The organism is Lysinibacillus sp. NPDC097214, from assembly GCF_050277945.1.
In the GTDB taxonomy this organism is placed as follows: domain Bacteria; phylum Bacillota; class Bacilli; order Bacillales_A; family Planococcaceae; genus Lysinibacillus; species Lysinibacillus xylanilyticus_B.
Map to the genome: position 1 here is coordinate 26,847 of NZ_JBNNSS010000012.1, position 14,914 is coordinate 41,760.

General features: G+C 38.4%; 18 protein-coding genes. 10 read left to right on the forward strand and 8 right to left on the reverse strand.

The window, feature by feature from the left end; translation table 11 throughout:
- Positions 1–83: 83 nt before the first annotated feature.
- The 3 genes from ACQKMI_RS21145 to ACQKMI_RS21155 all read right to left on the reverse strand — a co-directional run bounded on the left by ACQKMI_RS21145 (position 84) and on the right by ACQKMI_RS21155 (position 2,342).
- On the reverse strand, positions 84–629 hold the full coding sequence (locus tag ACQKMI_RS21145; RefSeq protein WP_323650982.1) for an NADPH-dependent FMN reductase: 546 nt from the start codon (positions 627–629) through the stop codon (positions 84–86).
- A gap of 144 nt (positions 630–773) precedes the next feature.
- Positions 774–1,631: a peptidoglycan DD-metalloendopeptidase family protein gene (locus tag ACQKMI_RS21150; RefSeq protein WP_427492115.1), complete on the reverse strand. Its 858-nt coding sequence runs from the start codon at positions 1,629–1,631 to the stop codon at positions 774–776.
- A 264-nt stretch (positions 1,632–1,895) separates the two neighbouring features.
- Positions 1,896–2,342 carry a MarR family winged helix-turn-helix transcriptional regulator gene (locus tag ACQKMI_RS21155; RefSeq protein WP_427492117.1) on the reverse strand — a complete coding sequence of 149 codons (447 nt, stop codon included), beginning with the start codon at positions 2,340–2,342 and terminating at the stop codon, positions 1,896–1,898.
- Between the two features lie 151 nt (positions 2,343–2,493).
- Between ACQKMI_RS21155 and ACQKMI_RS21160 the strand changes: the two genes are divergently transcribed.
- Together ACQKMI_RS21160 and ACQKMI_RS21165 are read left to right on the forward strand one after the other, a co-directional pair.
- Complete coding sequence (locus ACQKMI_RS21160; protein WP_427492119.1) at positions 2,494–2,898, forward strand: Ohr family peroxiredoxin; 405 nt, start codon at positions 2,494–2,496, stop codon at positions 2,896–2,898.
- A gap of 28 nt (positions 2,899–2,926) precedes the next feature.
- Positions 2,927–3,553: a nitroreductase family protein gene (locus ACQKMI_RS21165; RefSeq protein WP_427492121.1), complete on the forward strand. Its 627-nt coding sequence runs from the start codon at positions 2,927–2,929 to the stop codon at positions 3,551–3,553.
- Positions 3,554–3,707: 154 nt separating this feature from the next.
- Here the strand turns inward: ACQKMI_RS21165 and ACQKMI_RS21170 are convergent, their stop codons facing one another.
- Positions 3,708–4,184: a GNAT family N-acetyltransferase gene (locus ACQKMI_RS21170; protein WP_427492122.1), complete on the reverse strand. Its 477-nt coding sequence runs from the start codon at positions 4,182–4,184 to the stop codon at positions 3,708–3,710.
- Between the two features lie 343 nt (positions 4,185–4,527).
- Here ACQKMI_RS21170 and ACQKMI_RS21175 point away from each other — a divergent pair, with 343 nt between their 5' ends.
- Complete coding sequence (locus tag ACQKMI_RS21175; protein WP_427492124.1) at positions 4,528–5,910, forward strand: dipeptidase; 1,383 nt, start codon at positions 4,528–4,530, stop codon at positions 5,908–5,910.
- A 46-nt stretch (positions 5,911–5,956) separates the two neighbouring features.
- Here ACQKMI_RS21175 and ACQKMI_RS21180 read toward each other — a convergent pair whose 3' ends face one another.
- Positions 5,957–6,529 carry a nitroreductase family protein gene (locus ACQKMI_RS21180; protein ID WP_427492126.1) on the reverse strand — a complete coding sequence of 191 codons (573 nt, stop codon included), beginning with the start codon at positions 6,527–6,529 and terminating at the stop codon, positions 5,957–5,959.
- A gap of 289 nt (positions 6,530–6,818) precedes the next feature.
- On the reverse strand, positions 6,819–7,313 hold the full coding sequence (locus ACQKMI_RS21185; RefSeq protein ID WP_427492128.1) for an amidase domain-containing protein: 495 nt from the start codon (positions 7,311–7,313) through the stop codon (positions 6,819–6,821).
- 183 nt (positions 7,314–7,496) lie between these two features.
- On the opposite strand from ACQKMI_RS21185, the gene ACQKMI_RS21190 reads away from it, so the two are divergent.
- The 6 genes from ACQKMI_RS21190 (at position 7,497) to ACQKMI_RS21215 (ending at position 9,761) form a co-directional block, all read left to right on the forward strand.
- Positions 7,497–8,519 (forward strand): DUF2804 domain-containing protein, encoded by a 1,023-nt coding sequence (locus tag ACQKMI_RS21190; protein ID WP_323650974.1) that lies wholly within the window; start codon positions 7,497–7,499, stop codon positions 8,517–8,519.
- Positions 8,520–8,634: 115 nt separating this feature from the next.
- Complete coding sequence (locus tag ACQKMI_RS21195) at positions 8,635–9,054, forward strand: hypothetical protein (RefSeq protein ID WP_427492130.1); 420 nt, start codon at positions 8,635–8,637, stop codon at positions 9,052–9,054.
- Positions 9,054–9,197, forward strand: a complete 144-nt coding sequence (locus ACQKMI_RS21200; protein WP_427492132.1) for a hypothetical protein — start codon at positions 9,054–9,056, stop codon at positions 9,195–9,197. The genes ACQKMI_RS21195 and ACQKMI_RS21200 overlap by 1 nt, the downstream gene beginning before the upstream one ends.
- Positions 9,197–9,319: a hypothetical protein gene (locus tag ACQKMI_RS21205; protein WP_427492134.1), complete on the forward strand. Its 123-nt coding sequence runs from the start codon at positions 9,197–9,199 to the stop codon at positions 9,317–9,319. Before ACQKMI_RS21200 ends, ACQKMI_RS21205 begins: the two co-directional genes overlap by 1 nt.
- Entirely contained in the window at positions 9,316–9,504 is a 189-nt protein-coding gene (locus ACQKMI_RS21210) for a hypothetical protein (protein WP_427492136.1), read from the forward strand. Before ACQKMI_RS21205 ends, ACQKMI_RS21210 begins: the two co-directional genes overlap by 4 nt.
- Positions 9,501–9,761 (forward strand): hypothetical protein, encoded by a 261-nt coding sequence (locus ACQKMI_RS21215; protein ID WP_427492138.1) that lies wholly within the window; start codon positions 9,501–9,503, stop codon positions 9,759–9,761. The genes ACQKMI_RS21210 and ACQKMI_RS21215 overlap by 4 nt, the downstream gene beginning before the upstream one ends.
- Here ACQKMI_RS21215 and ACQKMI_RS21220 read toward each other — a convergent pair.
- Positions 9,718–10,437, reverse strand: a complete 720-nt coding sequence (locus ACQKMI_RS21220) for a glycerophosphodiester phosphodiesterase (protein WP_427492140.1) — start codon at positions 10,435–10,437, stop codon at positions 9,718–9,720. The two genes, ACQKMI_RS21215 and ACQKMI_RS21220, sit on opposite strands and share 44 nt — an antisense overlap.
- Before the next feature lie 213 nt (positions 10,438–10,650).
- Here ACQKMI_RS21220 and helD point away from each other — a divergent pair, with 213 nt between their 5' ends.
- Positions 10,651–12,888, forward strand: a complete 2,238-nt coding sequence (gene helD / locus ACQKMI_RS21225) for an RNA polymerase recycling motor HelD (RefSeq protein WP_427492142.1) — start codon at positions 10,651–10,653, stop codon at positions 12,886–12,888.
- 508 nt (positions 12,889–13,396) lie between these two features.
- On the opposite strand, the gene ACQKMI_RS21230 is transcribed toward helD, so the two are convergent.
- Positions 13,397–14,371 carry a leucine-rich repeat domain-containing protein gene (locus tag ACQKMI_RS21230; protein ID WP_427492144.1) on the reverse strand — a complete coding sequence of 325 codons (975 nt, stop codon included), beginning with the start codon at positions 14,369–14,371 and terminating at the stop codon, positions 13,397–13,399.
- Positions 14,372–14,914: the final 543 nt, after the last annotated feature.

Consider the following 14,914-nt stretch of genomic DNA (forward strand, 5'->3'; position numbering starts at 1 on the left):
TAGGAGTAAGGCTTTTTTATTGTCTATAGCTCTTTTTAGAAACCTCAGTAGCTACACCTATCTATTGTGAATGATAACGTATATTATTTATTAATCTCGTACACTAAACTATTGATAAGGTCGATAAGTGATTGCTTGGTGCTTTCGTCTTTCACTGTAGCATTATCACTAAATTTAGTTCCAACAGCTGGAACTAGCAATGATCCATTTTCAACAATAATAGTATCAAGCATGCCTAGAGTAAGTAGTAAAGATTCATGTGCTTTGTCTCCTCCAGTAATTGATGGAGATGCTGTTATAACAGCTACTGGTTTTTTATAAAGTTCAGCAGATGAGACAAGCCACTCTAAAGCATTTTTCAAAACTCCTGGAACACTTTTTGCATATTCTGGCGTACAGATTATAAGCGCATGTGATTCAGCTAACGTTTTTCTAAAACTCTCGACAGCAGCTGGCGGTTCCGTTCCATCTATATCCGGGTTGAAATGCGGAAGGTCTTGTATTCCGTTATAGATAGAATAATCAATACCTTCAGGAATAAAAGCTGCTAAAGCCTTTAATATATTCGTATTGGAAGAACCTTCTCGAATGCTACCTGAAATAGCTATTATTTTTTTATGTTTCACCATTCTATCACCTCTTGAATAGAATACTTGCACAAATACATAAATATCAAAAATATTGAACTATCTTATTGAAAAGTAACTTAATCCCGCATTCATCATTGAGGTGAGAGCCTTCCATACCTGACACTTTGCTTTCACTTCGTATGTTTAAGATAACGTATCCCCTTGTATTGGCTCTTTACCATCTTTAAATAAAATACGAATGGACTTTCCATATACAAGATCAGGGGAATCCATTACCTGAAAATGAATATGAGCTTCTGATGAATTACCAGAGTTTCCGCATTTCCCAATAAGTTGCCCTTCTGTTACGGTGTCTCCTGATTTTACTAAAATCGAGTTCTTTTTAAAATGTGCAATCATACTAAATTCATTATTAGCATGTTCAATCACGACATAGTTCCCTGCTGCATTACGTTCATCCATTTCCCCAGGCACATTATCTTTTACTCCATCTACAACTTTTACGACTTTACCCTCTGCTGGCGCTATAATATCCTCGTCAAAAGCATAAAAATTTTCATTTTGAATTGGGCTATTTTGATAAGATTGTCCATCTTGAACTTTTACTAAATCGTAAGCGTATCGCTGATTTTCATATACATAATGATAATTTACAACCTCATTCGTACCACCCCAAAAAACAAACCACTCACTTTTAATTGGCATTATGTATTTATTTTTTGTATATTGTTGATCCGTTTTTGGATAAGCAATAAAAGGCTTTAAATAAAAACGCTGTATTTGATTGGATTCATCAAAGGAAGCTACGACTGCTTTCTCTCGTTTATCATCTGACCATAAGCAATGCGTTAAATTTTGTAATATCGTCTTTGTTTCTAATTGATAATTTTTTACACCCTTATTAAAAGATTTGCTTAGCTCAATGAATTGTTCTAAAGTGACAATTTCCTGAAAGTCTTTTGATGTAGCATTATAAACTTCTTCGTAACCTTCGCTTAACCAAATATCTATGACTTCTTCTGGACTACTGAGCTTCTTCATGATAACAACCCCCATTAATGTATAATTAAAACATTTAATTGTATTTACGAGATTTGATTATGAAAAGTTTCAGTAACTACTTTTTTTTGCAATTATGATCCCTCTCATTTAGATGCGCAAAAATACCTGATTATCCCTGTTTTAATATAAAACAAAAAAACTCCAACCTCATAGCTGGAGTTCCAAATAATACAATTTGATTATTTTGTAGCTGAATCCTGTGTGCATTGATCCATTAGTTCAGGGAGAGACTCATAAATTAGTTTATTTTCCTAGCTTTTCATCCTTAATTGGCAAGTCGCTTTGCAAAATATCTTGAAGGACGTTTTTTAGCTGCATATACTGCTGCTCTGAAATGTTCGTTTGCTTCATTACTTGACGTGACACTTCAGGTAGCTTTTGGCGTACTTCAATTCCTGCTTTTGTTAAATAGATATTCATTTGTCGCTCGTCTTCCTTGGAACGCTCACGACGGACGTAGCCTGTTACCTCTAACTTTTTTAGTACAGGTGTTAATGTACCAGAATCTAAAAATAAACGTTGCCCCAATTCCTTCACCGTAATTTGCTCATCGTCCTCTAGGGCTAGTATGGCGATATAGCCTGTATAAGTTAAATCGTATGGCTTTAATAGCATCGTATATTGTCGAATGATTTCCTTTGAAGTCGCATACAAAAGAAAGCATAGTTGATTATCTAAATGATTCGGCATAGGAATCCCCTCTTTAAGTACTTTTGATACTATTCATATTAAAAATAAAGTTTCTACTTGTCAAACACAATTAAATTGTGTACAATCAATCTCGCGCAATTAAATTGTGCACAATCTAATTAATTAGTACCGCAGAAAGGAGTCTTATCTTATGAAAGAATTATATACAACAACAATGATTAATGACGGTGGCCGTAATGGTAAATCGTATGCAGAGGATCAATCATTATCATTAAATATTGCACCACCTGGCTCGAAATTAGCGGATGTTACAAACCCCGAACAACTATTTGCAGCAGGTTATAGCGCTTGCTTTAATAGCGCTTTAGATTTAATTAAACGTCAAAAAAAAATTCAAGGGGCATCAACAATTAAAGTAACGGTTAAACTAATGGAGCAAGCTGCATTTGACTACGTGCTTGCTGTTGATATTGAAGGACATATTGAAGGCTTATCGACTGAAGAAGCACAACAATTATTAGAAATCACTCATACCGTTTGTCCATATTCAAAAGCGACAATGGGCAATATCAATGTAACAATTAAAGCGGTTTAATTTATATTTAGTAAAAGAGGGAAATAAAATGACAACAACTACACCAGTAAAACAAATTATGCATGAGCGTAAATCGGTTCGTAAATACAATGCTAACACAACGATTTCTCGTGAAACGATTATGCAACTGTTACAAGATGCAACTTCATCCCCATCTTCAAGTAATATGCAGCCATGGCGCTTTATCGTCATCGATGATAAAGAAATCCAAAAAAACATTAATATTTTTTCATTTAATCAAGAACAAATCGAAACAGCATCTGCCATTATCGCGGTCATTGGAGATACAGAAATGTATCTAAATGCAGAGGAAATTTATGGAGAAAATGTTGAGCTAGGCTATATGCCTGAAGAAATTGCAAGTAAGCTTGCCCAGGACTCTCTAGCAATGTATGGTGCGCTTCCAAAAGATGCGCTACTAAATATCATTCACTTTGACGCAGGCTTAATTTCAATGCAAATTATGCTATTAGCGAAGGAAATGGGCTATGATACAGTCGCAATGGGTGGCTTCGACAAATCAAAATTTGCTGAATATATGGAGTTACCAACTAACGAAGTACCTATTTTATTACTAGCGATTGGTGAAGCAGCTGGACCAGCTTATGGTTCTTCACGTCTTCCAATTGAGCGCCTTGTACGCTTCAATAAATAATTCATCGGTTGTACGATCGATTTTGGCAATGTCCCCAAATGCATTTGGGGGACATTGCTTTTTTATAATAGAAAAGAACAGCGATTTTTATAAAAAAGTGTTTGCATTTCTATGAGCCTTATTCCATAAACACGCCCGTTAGCACACAACAAAATCATGATTCTATTTTTTTTATCATTTTAAAATTAATCAATTTAACACCCTCACGTTCAACAATTTGTGAACAAATAGTATTGTAACCTCTATGTTCAAAAAATTGTTTAGCTGTAATACTTGCATCTGTATCGATTTTAAAAAGATTTAATTTTTTCGCTTCGTCTTCAAGCTTATCAACTAAAGTCGTAGCTATACCTTGACCTTGATAGTCTTTATGAATATATAGTCTATCTAGATGCCCACTATGCGTCATATCACTAAAGCCTACTACTTTATCATTAACTTTTGCGACAAAAGATATGTTCTGATCTAAAGAAATCTTCCAAGCATCTATCTTTGATTGTTTTTCTTCCTTTGGAGCCCAAGCATCTAATTCTATTTGTGAATAATCTTTTAAATTTACTGAATGGACCGTTTCGTAGAACAAAGAAACAATTTCTTCAATATCAGCTTCCTCAAATTTCGTAATATTCATTTCCCCATATCCCCTCTGCATTAAGATATGTATATTTTATCATCAAAATCCTTTATAACTGATGCAACTTGAAGTCTATTTAAAATATGGTCGCAAACTGCAAGGCTATTTATCAAAAGAAGATTGGCTAGTACTTTGTAAAACATCTCCCCCAAATCGGAATGTATATGGTCATGTTCTAGGCGCTAGAGGCTGAATCTGTATCACTCTTTAGCAAAACTTTACAGGCTGGTGGGGCTAATCATTAATATAAGCGTCAGAAACCATTGCTATAGCAAGATTCCCCAGCCACATTATGCTATACTATTTCTATTATCGAAATATTTGAAAAGAGGGATGCTAGATGACAAATGTACAGCAGTTAGATGCATATTTCACTGAACATCGCGAAGCACACTTAAATGAATTAAATGAATTTTTACGTATTCCAAGTATTAGTTCTTTATCTGAGCATAAGGGAGATATACAAAATGCTGCAGAGTGGCTAGCGAACGCTTTTAAAAAGCTAAATCTTGAGAACATCTCTATTACGCAAACTGCGGGTCACCCTGTTGTTTATGCTGATTGGTTACACGCCGAGGGTAAACCAACTATTCTATTTTATGGTCATTATGATGTACAGCCTGTTGACCCTTTAAATCTCTGGGAAACAGAGCCATTCAACCCTACAATCCGTGACAACAAATTGTTTGCTCGCGGTGCTAGTGATGATAAAGGGCAAGTGTTTATGCACTTGAAAATGATTGAAGCATTATTTGCGACAACTGGCACTTTACCAGTGAACGTGAAATTCATCTATGAAGGTGAAGAAGAGATTGGTAGCCCTAACCTTCCTGCCTATGTTGAAGAACATAAGGAGAAATTGGCTGCAGACTTAATTTTGATTTCTGATACAGGTTTATATGGTCCTGGTAAGCCTGCTGTATGCTATGGATTACGTGGCTTAACAGGGGTTCAAATTGATGTTCGTGGTGCAAAAGGTGACCTTCACTCTGGTCTTTACGGTGGCGGTGTACAAAACGCTATCCATGCATTAGCTGACATTTTAGCCTCTTTCCGTGATGAGCATGGCACAATTCAAGTGGAGGGCTTCTACGACAACGTTTTACCATTATCTGAAGAGGAACGCGAAGCTTACCGTGCACTTGGTTTTGATGAAGAATCTGTGAAGGAAGAAGTTGGCGTGAAGGAATTATTCGGTGAAGCTGGTTATTCCTATTTAGAACGTACTTGGGCGCGCCCAACATTAGAGGTCAATGGTGTGTTCGGCGGCTTCTCTGGCGAAGGCATTAAAACAGTACTTCCTGCTGAGGCTAGTGCAAAAATCACATGCCGTCTTGTGCCAAATCAAGAGCCCGACGAAATTGTAGCACAATTAAAAGCACATATTGAAAAGCATAAGCCAACTGGCGTTGAAGTGACGATCTCTGAATTTGATAAAGGACGTCCATTCTTAACACCATTTGATCATCCATTTATCCAAGCTGCTGGTCGCTCATACGAAAAAGTATATAATGTACCAACTGCTTACACACGTGGCGGAGGTTCAATCCCTATCGTCGCTGCCTTTGATGAAATTTTAGAATTGCCAGTAGTGCTAATGGGCTTCGGCTTATCGAGCGAAAACTTCCATGCACCAAATGAACACTTCCATTTAGAAAACTTCGATAAAGGATTACGTGTTTTAAGTGATTATTTATTTGAGGTTGCTGAATTTAAAAAATAAAGTAAACAAATCCCCTCGCCAATTTTGACGAGGGGATTTTGCTATACTATTCTCCAAAAATCGTAACGATATCTGCTGATTTTTTACGTTCTTTTCCTTTTGGTGCTTCATCAAAATAGCCAACTTGTAGCATCGCAATCACGCGCTCACCTTGCTGAACCTTTAGGGCTTCACGGAATTTCGGATTATCAAGGAAACCAGGCGTTTTCCAGCATGAGCCGATTCCTTTATCCCAAGCTAGCAATTGAATGTTTTGAATAAAAATACTTGCCGCTCCGTAATCTTCTAATCGCTCTTTTTGTCGTGCATCCTCTGGAACGATTACAAAAGCATAGCCACCCGGTAATGTAAATTTCGTCATTTGCTTCGCTAAATCTTCACTTGAAAGCTCCTGCCATTTCGGAATCGCTAAATCACGCAATAAATTATGAAGAGCAGATAACTCCTCACCACAAGCAACGACTAAACGCCAAGGCTCACGATTACCGTGATTCGGTGCCCATACCGCATCGTCAATAACGGCCATTAAATCTTCACGCTCTACCGGCTGGCCATTAAATTTTTTAATAGAACGACGCTCAATAATCGCATCTCTTACAGATAAAAATTGTTCGCTCATATACTCATATCTCCTTCTATAACACTGCTATATATTTATCACTTATGCCTCGGCATAATTGCGTCCGGAATCGGCTTTGTGCTTAGGCCTGCACGACGCAGGTCAGTTAGCCGTTATCGCATGGATGCGATGATTTTAGGCTAACATCCCCTAAGAACTCCTTTCCGATTCCGTGACATCCACCGGAGGCTTTAACTTCATTCAGCGGCTGTTTGCTGAATGAAGTTAAAATTTATATCTTCTATCCTTCACATTATCACAAATCGATGAGCTTTTAAACTCTATCACCTTAAGCAAAACTATCCTCTATATGAATGTAATGATACGTCATGCTTGGCGTATAGGCAGTTGAATCTTCATAAAAATATGGTCGATTAATACTATCTGACGTGTGCGCATTAACATAAGGAATACCATTTTGAATACTTGTCACAATGACAGAATGGTCAACTCTCCCATCCCCTTGAAAATCATAAAAAATAATATCCCCAAGCTCTAATTCTTCGGCAGATTTTACACGCCTTCCCTTTAACCCAGTCGTAGAGCCTTCCAAATACCATCTAAGGGAATGGGCAACAGACCAACTAAAGCTCCAATTTCCATGTTGAACCCACCAACCTTTCCCTCTGTTTGGAGCACCCCGCATAGGTGCTCCCCCTGCAAGTAAACATTGAGATATATAGTTCGTACAATCAACAGTAAAATTCGGAAATGCTGGATTACGCCTGTTCCACCACAAGTTCGCATACTGTACAGCGGCCTGTCTGTTATACATTTTTGCCACACTTCCCCTCCTTATGTTCAACATATGTATAAAGAGATATTTCTATTAGTTAGGTCCTTATTCATAAAAATGTCGAAAGTGGTCTTATTTGGGACTATCTTTGCCAATTGTAAGTTGATTTTTGCTACAATAAGGGTAAGGAATTATAGATTATTTATTTTATGATCAGAAGGGATGTTGAATGTGAAGCAGCATGCTGAGAAAGAAATTATACAACCAACTCTTTTATGCGATAAAAAAGGCAATTTAAATCCAGCTGCCATCGGATTTGCACGTAAACCTCTCATAAACAGCAATTTAAGTGGCCATATCATGCGCAAAAAGAAATGGAATTATTGGTGTGTCTACGGTGATGAGATCATCTTCTCAGCTACTATTAGTCATCTAGACTATGCAGCGGTCTGCTTCGTCTATTTCCTTGAATATGAAACACAGCGCTACTTTGAAAAAACAATTATAGTTCCATTGGGTGGAAAGTTAAAAATGCCTACACAGGTGCTAGATTCAGTAACCTTCAAAAATAGTGAAATGATGATCGATATGACATATGTACAAAACGAAACCCACCTATCCGTTTCGATTCCAGACTTTGATGGAGATACTTTATGTGCAAAACTTATCATTCAACATCCGCCTACAGATGAGTCATTGAATGTAGTCATCCCTTGGAACCGTAAAACATTCCAATTTACTGGGAAGCATCATACACTTCCTACTTCTGGTTTTGTGTCGATTGGTACTCGCCGTTTTACATTTACCCCTGAGGAAAACTTCGCTGTACTAGAATACAGTCGTGGCGTTTGGCCGCGTCAATCCACATGGACTTGGGGAATGGCCTCACAGCGAGTTCGAGGTAGACGAATCGGACTCAATTTAGGCGGTAAATGGACAGATGGAACTGGAATGACTGAAAATGCTGTTTTCGTTGAAGGTAAAATGACAAAAATACATGAAGATGTACTGTTCAATTATAATCAAGAGGATTTAATGCAACGCTGGAAAATTAAGACTAAATTCACGAACCAAGTTTCATTAACATTCTCCCCATTCTTCGAGCGTGTTGCCGTCACAAAAGCTGGCCTCATCAAATCTGAAGTACACCAACTTTTTGGCTACTACGATGGCTCCGTTTTACTAGACAATGGCGAAACACTCGTCATCAAGCAAATGCTCGGCAGTATCGAAGAAAACCGCGTGAAGTGGTAAGATCTAGGGGAATTTATTACTTGCTATATATTGGGATTTAACGCACCGATTCTTGCATCATCAGTGCGTTAAATCTGAAAAAAGGGTTCATGTGTAATGGCTTTTTGCGGGTTTTGTGGGGTGTATCCGTCGCTTTGGCGGTTTTATCCACGATTTTGGCGGGGCTATCCACGACTTTGTCGGTTCTATCCACGATTTTGATGGTTCTATCCACGACTTTGATGGTTCTATCCACGACTTTGATGGTTCTATCCACGACTTTGATGGTTCTATCCACGATTTTGATGGTTCTATCCACGATTTTGATGGTTCTATCCACGATTTTGATGGTTCTATCCACGATTTTGGCGGTTCTATCCGTATCTTTGGCTTCTCTATCCGTCGCTTTGACGATTCTTTCCGTCACTTTGGCTCTTCTTTCCGTCGCTTTGATGATTCTATCCGTCGCTTCGGCTCTTCTTTCCGTCGCTCTGATTTCTTTCCGTCACCTTGGCTCTTCTTTCCGTCGCTTCGACTCTTCTTTCCGTCGCTTTGATGATTCTATCCGTCGCTTCGGCTCTTCTTTCCGTCGCTTTGATTTCTTTCCGTCGCTTTGGCTCTTCTTTCCGTCGCTTTGATGATTCTATCCGTCGCTTTGATTTCTTTCCGTCGCTTTGGCTCTTCTTTCCGTCGCTTTGATGATTCTATCCGTCGCTTTGATTTCTTTCCGTCGCTTTGATGATTCTTTCCGTCGCTTCGACTCTTCTTTCCGTCGCTTTGACTTCTTTCCGTCACCTTGGCTCTTCTTTCCGTCGCTTTGATTTCTTTACGTCACTTCGGCTCTTCTTTCCGTCGCTTTGATGATTCTATCCGTCGCTTCGACTCTTCTTTCCGTCGCTTTGGCTCTTCTTTCCGTCGCTTTGGCTCTTCTTTCCGTCGCTTCGGCTCTTCTTTCCGTCGCTTTGATTTCTTTCCGTCACCTTGGCTCTTCTTTCCGTCGCTTTGACGATTCTTTCCGTCGCTTCGGCTCTTCTTTCCGTCGCTCTGATTTCTTTCCGTCACCTTGGCTCTTCTTTCCGTCACCTTGCCGGTTCTATCCACGATTTTGGCTTTTCTATCCACGACTTTAAAGGTTCTATCCACGATTTTGGCTTTTCTATCCACGATTTCGGCATCTCTATCCACGACTTTAACGATTCTATCCACCGCACCAGCCATTCTACCTTATCAATGCCGATACTATCTTCTCCGGGTCATCTGTAAATATCCCCTGTACGCCGAGCTGCTGTAATTGTTTTGCATTCTCGATATCATTAACTGTATATACACGTACAGTCGCTCCTTCATTAAGAGCTTCTTGAACCGATTTTCTAAACGCTGTAGGTAAGCTGACGTGGATAGCATTTGCTGGGATTAGAGCTGTGTAACCTGTAAAGTCAATTAAGATTTCTGCAAACAGCGCCGCTTTTTCGATATATGGCGCTCTTTGTGAGATGATCTGAATTGACTCATGATTGAAGGAGGAAATAATCACTCTTTCTGTCATTTGATAGGCAGCAACCTCTCTAATAACAAGGGCTTCTATCCCGTCATATGGAAATACATCGGTTTTGAGCTCGATATTAATACGATGATTTGTGCCTGCAAATAGCTCTAAAACGTCTCCTAGAGTTGGGATGCTTTCATCCTCAAATTTAGGAGAAAACCATGAACCATAATCATATGCACGAAGCTCTTGGAGCGTATAATCCTTTACGTGGCCTGAGCCGTTTGATGTGCGATCGATGGTTTCGTCATGAATAACGACTAACTCCCTATCTGCTGTTAAATGAACATCTAGTTCAATCCCTGTAATCGGAAGCTTTGATGCGACCTCAAAAGCAGCCATCGTATTTTCAGGGTAATGTGCCGAAACGCCTCTATGGGCAAAAATATCCAATCTAATAACCTCCTAGTTCGCTCACCCTTAGTTGGTGGAACGATTTTCTATCATTCAATTTCACTTGCTGGTAAATATTATATATAGTAGTATGAGAATCTACATTAATTATACCTAGGCATCATTGCGTCCGGATTCGGCTTGAGCTAGGGTCTACTTTTCTCTTCAAAAAGTTTTATTAAAACATCGTAAGTAATTAGGAGGTGCTAAAAAATGACTGCACAACATCCAGATTTTCAGGCTGAAGTGGAGCGGCTGGCTTACACTAAAAATTACATGCAGCAAATTTTACATGAATCGCAAAGAGGTTTGCAAACTGCTCAGGAAAATATTCGTAAGTCGATGGGGGATCTGGATTATTTAGATTCCAGTTTGGGCTACAATAATATTTTGGCGAATGCTCGTTTCTTTGAAATGGCTCGGAACCAAAAGGAAGGCCTAGAGGCTATTCAAAAAAAGCCCTATTTTGCCCGAATTCATTTTCAAAAGACTGGAGATCCTGAAGAATTTCTTTATATCGGAAAAACTTCTTTGTTTCATCGAGAAACTCATGAGCCAATTATCGTCGATTGGCGTTCACCGGTAGCGAATGTTTATTATGATGGTCGCCTTGGAGATATGGAATATGATGTTCGTGGAGAAGTCCATAAGGGACACCTATTTGCCAAGCGACAATATAAAATCAACGATGGTGAATTGCTTGATATTCGAGATATTGATTTAACGACAAACGATGAATTACTGCAAGAAGCGCTAGCTGGAAAAGCAGATGTGCGTTTGACAGAAATCGTCTCCACTATTCAAAAGGAACAAAATGAAATTATACGAGCACATCTTCGTCAGCCAATTATCGTACAAGGTGCTGCTGGTAGTGGAAAAACAACCATTGCCCTACACCGAATATCGTACTTCCTCTATACAATGGGCGAGGATTTTAACCCTGAGCAGCTCATGATTTTAGCACCGAATAAGTTGTTTATCGATTATATTGGTGATGTATTGCCAGAGCTTGGTGTCGATAAAATTTGCCAAACAACTTTTACCGATTACGTTCTAGCTGCGACTAAGCTAAAACTGAAACTCCAAAACCCTAATGAGCAGTTAGAATCGATTGTTGCCGGTAAACCCCAACTGGCAGCATCTTGGATATCCGAAATGAAGGGCTCTCTTTATTACCGTGATGTCATAGAGCGATACGTGCAAAAGATTGAGCAGGAAATTGCCAATCAATTTGAAGATGTGTACATTGAAAAATATTGCATTATGCGTGCCTCCCATTTAAAGAAGCTATTTTTATATGAATTTTCTTATATGCCGATTGAAAAACGACTGGCACATATTAAAAAAGTGCTAGCCAGCCATGCCCGTCAAAAGAAACAGGCTATTTTAATTACACTCCATAAAAAATATGATGAAGCACTTGGCAGAGCACTTGATGGATTTCGAGATGATGACAAACGTCGTCGGGTTGTCACGAAGTTTATTGATGAGCGTGATGAACGCATTCCCGCCATTGAAAAAGAGGCAAAGTCAACAGCAACTGTTTATATGCGACGCTTTTCTAAACATAACATCAAGACTCTCTATCGTACGCTTCTAACAAATGCTGAGCTTTTAGCAGAGCTTGCACCGGAATGGCATTATCTTGAGCAACAGCAATTTTTACAGGCACACGCTAAAGAACAATGGGCGCTTGAGGATTTAGCTGCCCTTTATTATTTACAAGCTCGTCTAAAGGGCATTCCAGAAGAATGGAAAATGCGAGTCGTCTTCATCGATGAAGTACAAGACTATAGTTTATTTCAGCTTGCTGCTTTAAAAACAGGATTGGAGACAGATATGTTTACGATGGTCGGTGATTTAGCACAAGGAATTCATAGCTATCGTTCCCTTACTGCCTGGGAACCTGTCCAAGACCTATTTCCTAGAGCAAGCTTTCGAACGCTTCAAAAAAGCTATCGAACGACCATTGAAATTATGGAGGTTGCGAACAAGATTTTAGCACAAATGGATGAACAGCTTCCATTAGTAGAGCCAGTAGTTCGTCATGGCAACATCCCTACCTATATAAAGGCTCCATCATTCGATGCCCTGCAAATAAAGGAAATTTTTGATGCTATTCGAGCCAATGGACATCATTCCATTGCTTTAATTTGTAAAACGACTGCAGAGGCGCTTACAATGCAGCGAGCATTAAAAGACAAGAAAATTGCTTCTCAGCTTTTAACTGAAAATGAGTCTATCAATCAGGAATTATTGCTCGTTGTTCCGAGTCATTTAGCAAAGGGCCTTGAATTTGATGCTGTCATCGTAGCTGCTTTCGATACCCCTTTCTACGATACAAAGGTTGATCGCAAGCTCCTGTATGTGGCACTCACTCGAGCGATGCATGAACTGTACTTAATTGGCCCCACAAAAAATACATTTCTATTAGAAAATGAACAAATGTAATAAAAAAAGTCGCTATGAAGGCGACTTTTTTTTTTGCATCGAACATTCAATGCCCATCTATCATTTCCGAGGCGGTATGCGGTAAAACCTTCCTCTGGATAAATACGCTTTCACAACTTTCCACCATGATCTTGGTGCTTCCCTTTGAGGAGACTTCTTTTTAGGTAGTGCCGGCATGCGCATCATAACGACTCCTTTCATAGGCTTGCTATTACTATATGAAGATAGTTACAAATTTATGATAAAAAGGTTTCCCAATAATAGCTTACACAATTAACTCTGGGACTTCTAGTATTATTTACCAATAAATAGCATATAAGCCGTTTTCTTCACACTAAAAGAGAGATGTATCAAGCATACGATACATCTCTCTTGAAATTAACATTTCCATCACCTAACACAATGTCATGATCTACTAGTGCGCGGAACGACATCTTTAAATGGGCTATTGCGCTAAGTCAACAGTAAGGACCTTCATTTGAGTAGTCGCGTGGCTTTTCGATACAACCTAAAATGATGTAGCTTCTGTTAGTTGTAATACACAATCAATCATAAACGCTAGCTGTTGACGTTGAAGGAACTCAAATACACCTTGAGAGGTTACAAAATCTAATGGGTTCAAATCAAACATACGCCCCCCTATTGTCGTCACGATTGAGAGCATTTCTATACTTGTTAATTGATTGGCAAACGCATGGCTTCCTATCGTTGTCTCACTTGAAGGTATTTCTATACTTGTTAATTGATTATCGGAAAATGCATAGCTTCCTATCGCTGTCACGCTTGAGGGTATATGTATACTTGTTAAGTGATTACTCCGAAATGCAGACAAGCCTATTGTTGTCACGCTTGAAGGTATTTCTACACTTGTTAATTGATTATCGGAAAATGCAAAGTTTCCTATTGTTTTCACAGTTGAGGGTATTACTATACTCCTTAATTGATTCGTTGAAAATACATACGATTCTATTGTTGTCACGCTTGAGGGTATTTCTACATTTGTTAATTGATTATTAGAAAATGCACCCATTTCTATTGTTGTCACACTTGGGGGTATTGCTATGCTTGTTAATTGATTGTTGGAAAATGCATGCCCTCCTATTGTTGTCACGCTTGACGGAATCGTTACACTTGTAAGCTGTTTGTCAGAAAATGCTTCATAGCCTATTTCTATAACTGGTTTACCATTGATCTCACTTGGAATAACTACATCCTTTGTTTGGTCATCCTCATATCCTATAATGATAACGCCATGGCCAATATTTCTAATGTCAAAATCATTGTCACTATTGTTCAGTGATCTACTATCCACCTCATCATCATTCAAAGAAATCTTTTCTTTGTCCAGATTCAAAAGTTTAGCTTCCGTGTTGGTATGACTCCCGCTTTCACTATCGCTTATCGCATGAACAGTTTGAAAGCTTAAAGATAATTGAGAAAAGGCTAAGATGAAGATTGTTAACAGTAAACTTATTTTTTTCATTTAGTAACTCCCTTTCTTTTCCTCAATAGTGGCTCCAATAAAATAGATACCCTTTATTGAGAAGTTTAAACGTTGTTAACATCTATCTTTACTTGTTATCGAGTAGTATTAATTTTTCGGTCAACCCGAGGTTATTCTTTAGACATCGTAAAACCTTTAATAGAGGGATGCAAATCAACTTTTGCATGCTTTTATGAAAATTTTGATAATCGTTAAATCGATGCGTTTTCAGCACATGCTCTGATAGCGAAAGCGTCATTTCCTAAAATAGCAACGCATTTCTCAATTTCAGCAATACTCTCCTTTGTCTTTCATTATTTCAAAATAAATAGATACCCATTAATTGGATACCTTTTTTTGAGCGTTATAAACTAGTAAAATCAACTTTTACTTGTTTTAGAACATTTATTGATAATAGGATTTACTGATTTCCCTACATAAATCCTAGTAAAATAGAAAAAGAGATGTATCAGATTAACGATACATCTCCTCTTTCAATACGGTCTACATTTTCACAAATTTTGGTCACTGGCCTGTTTGATC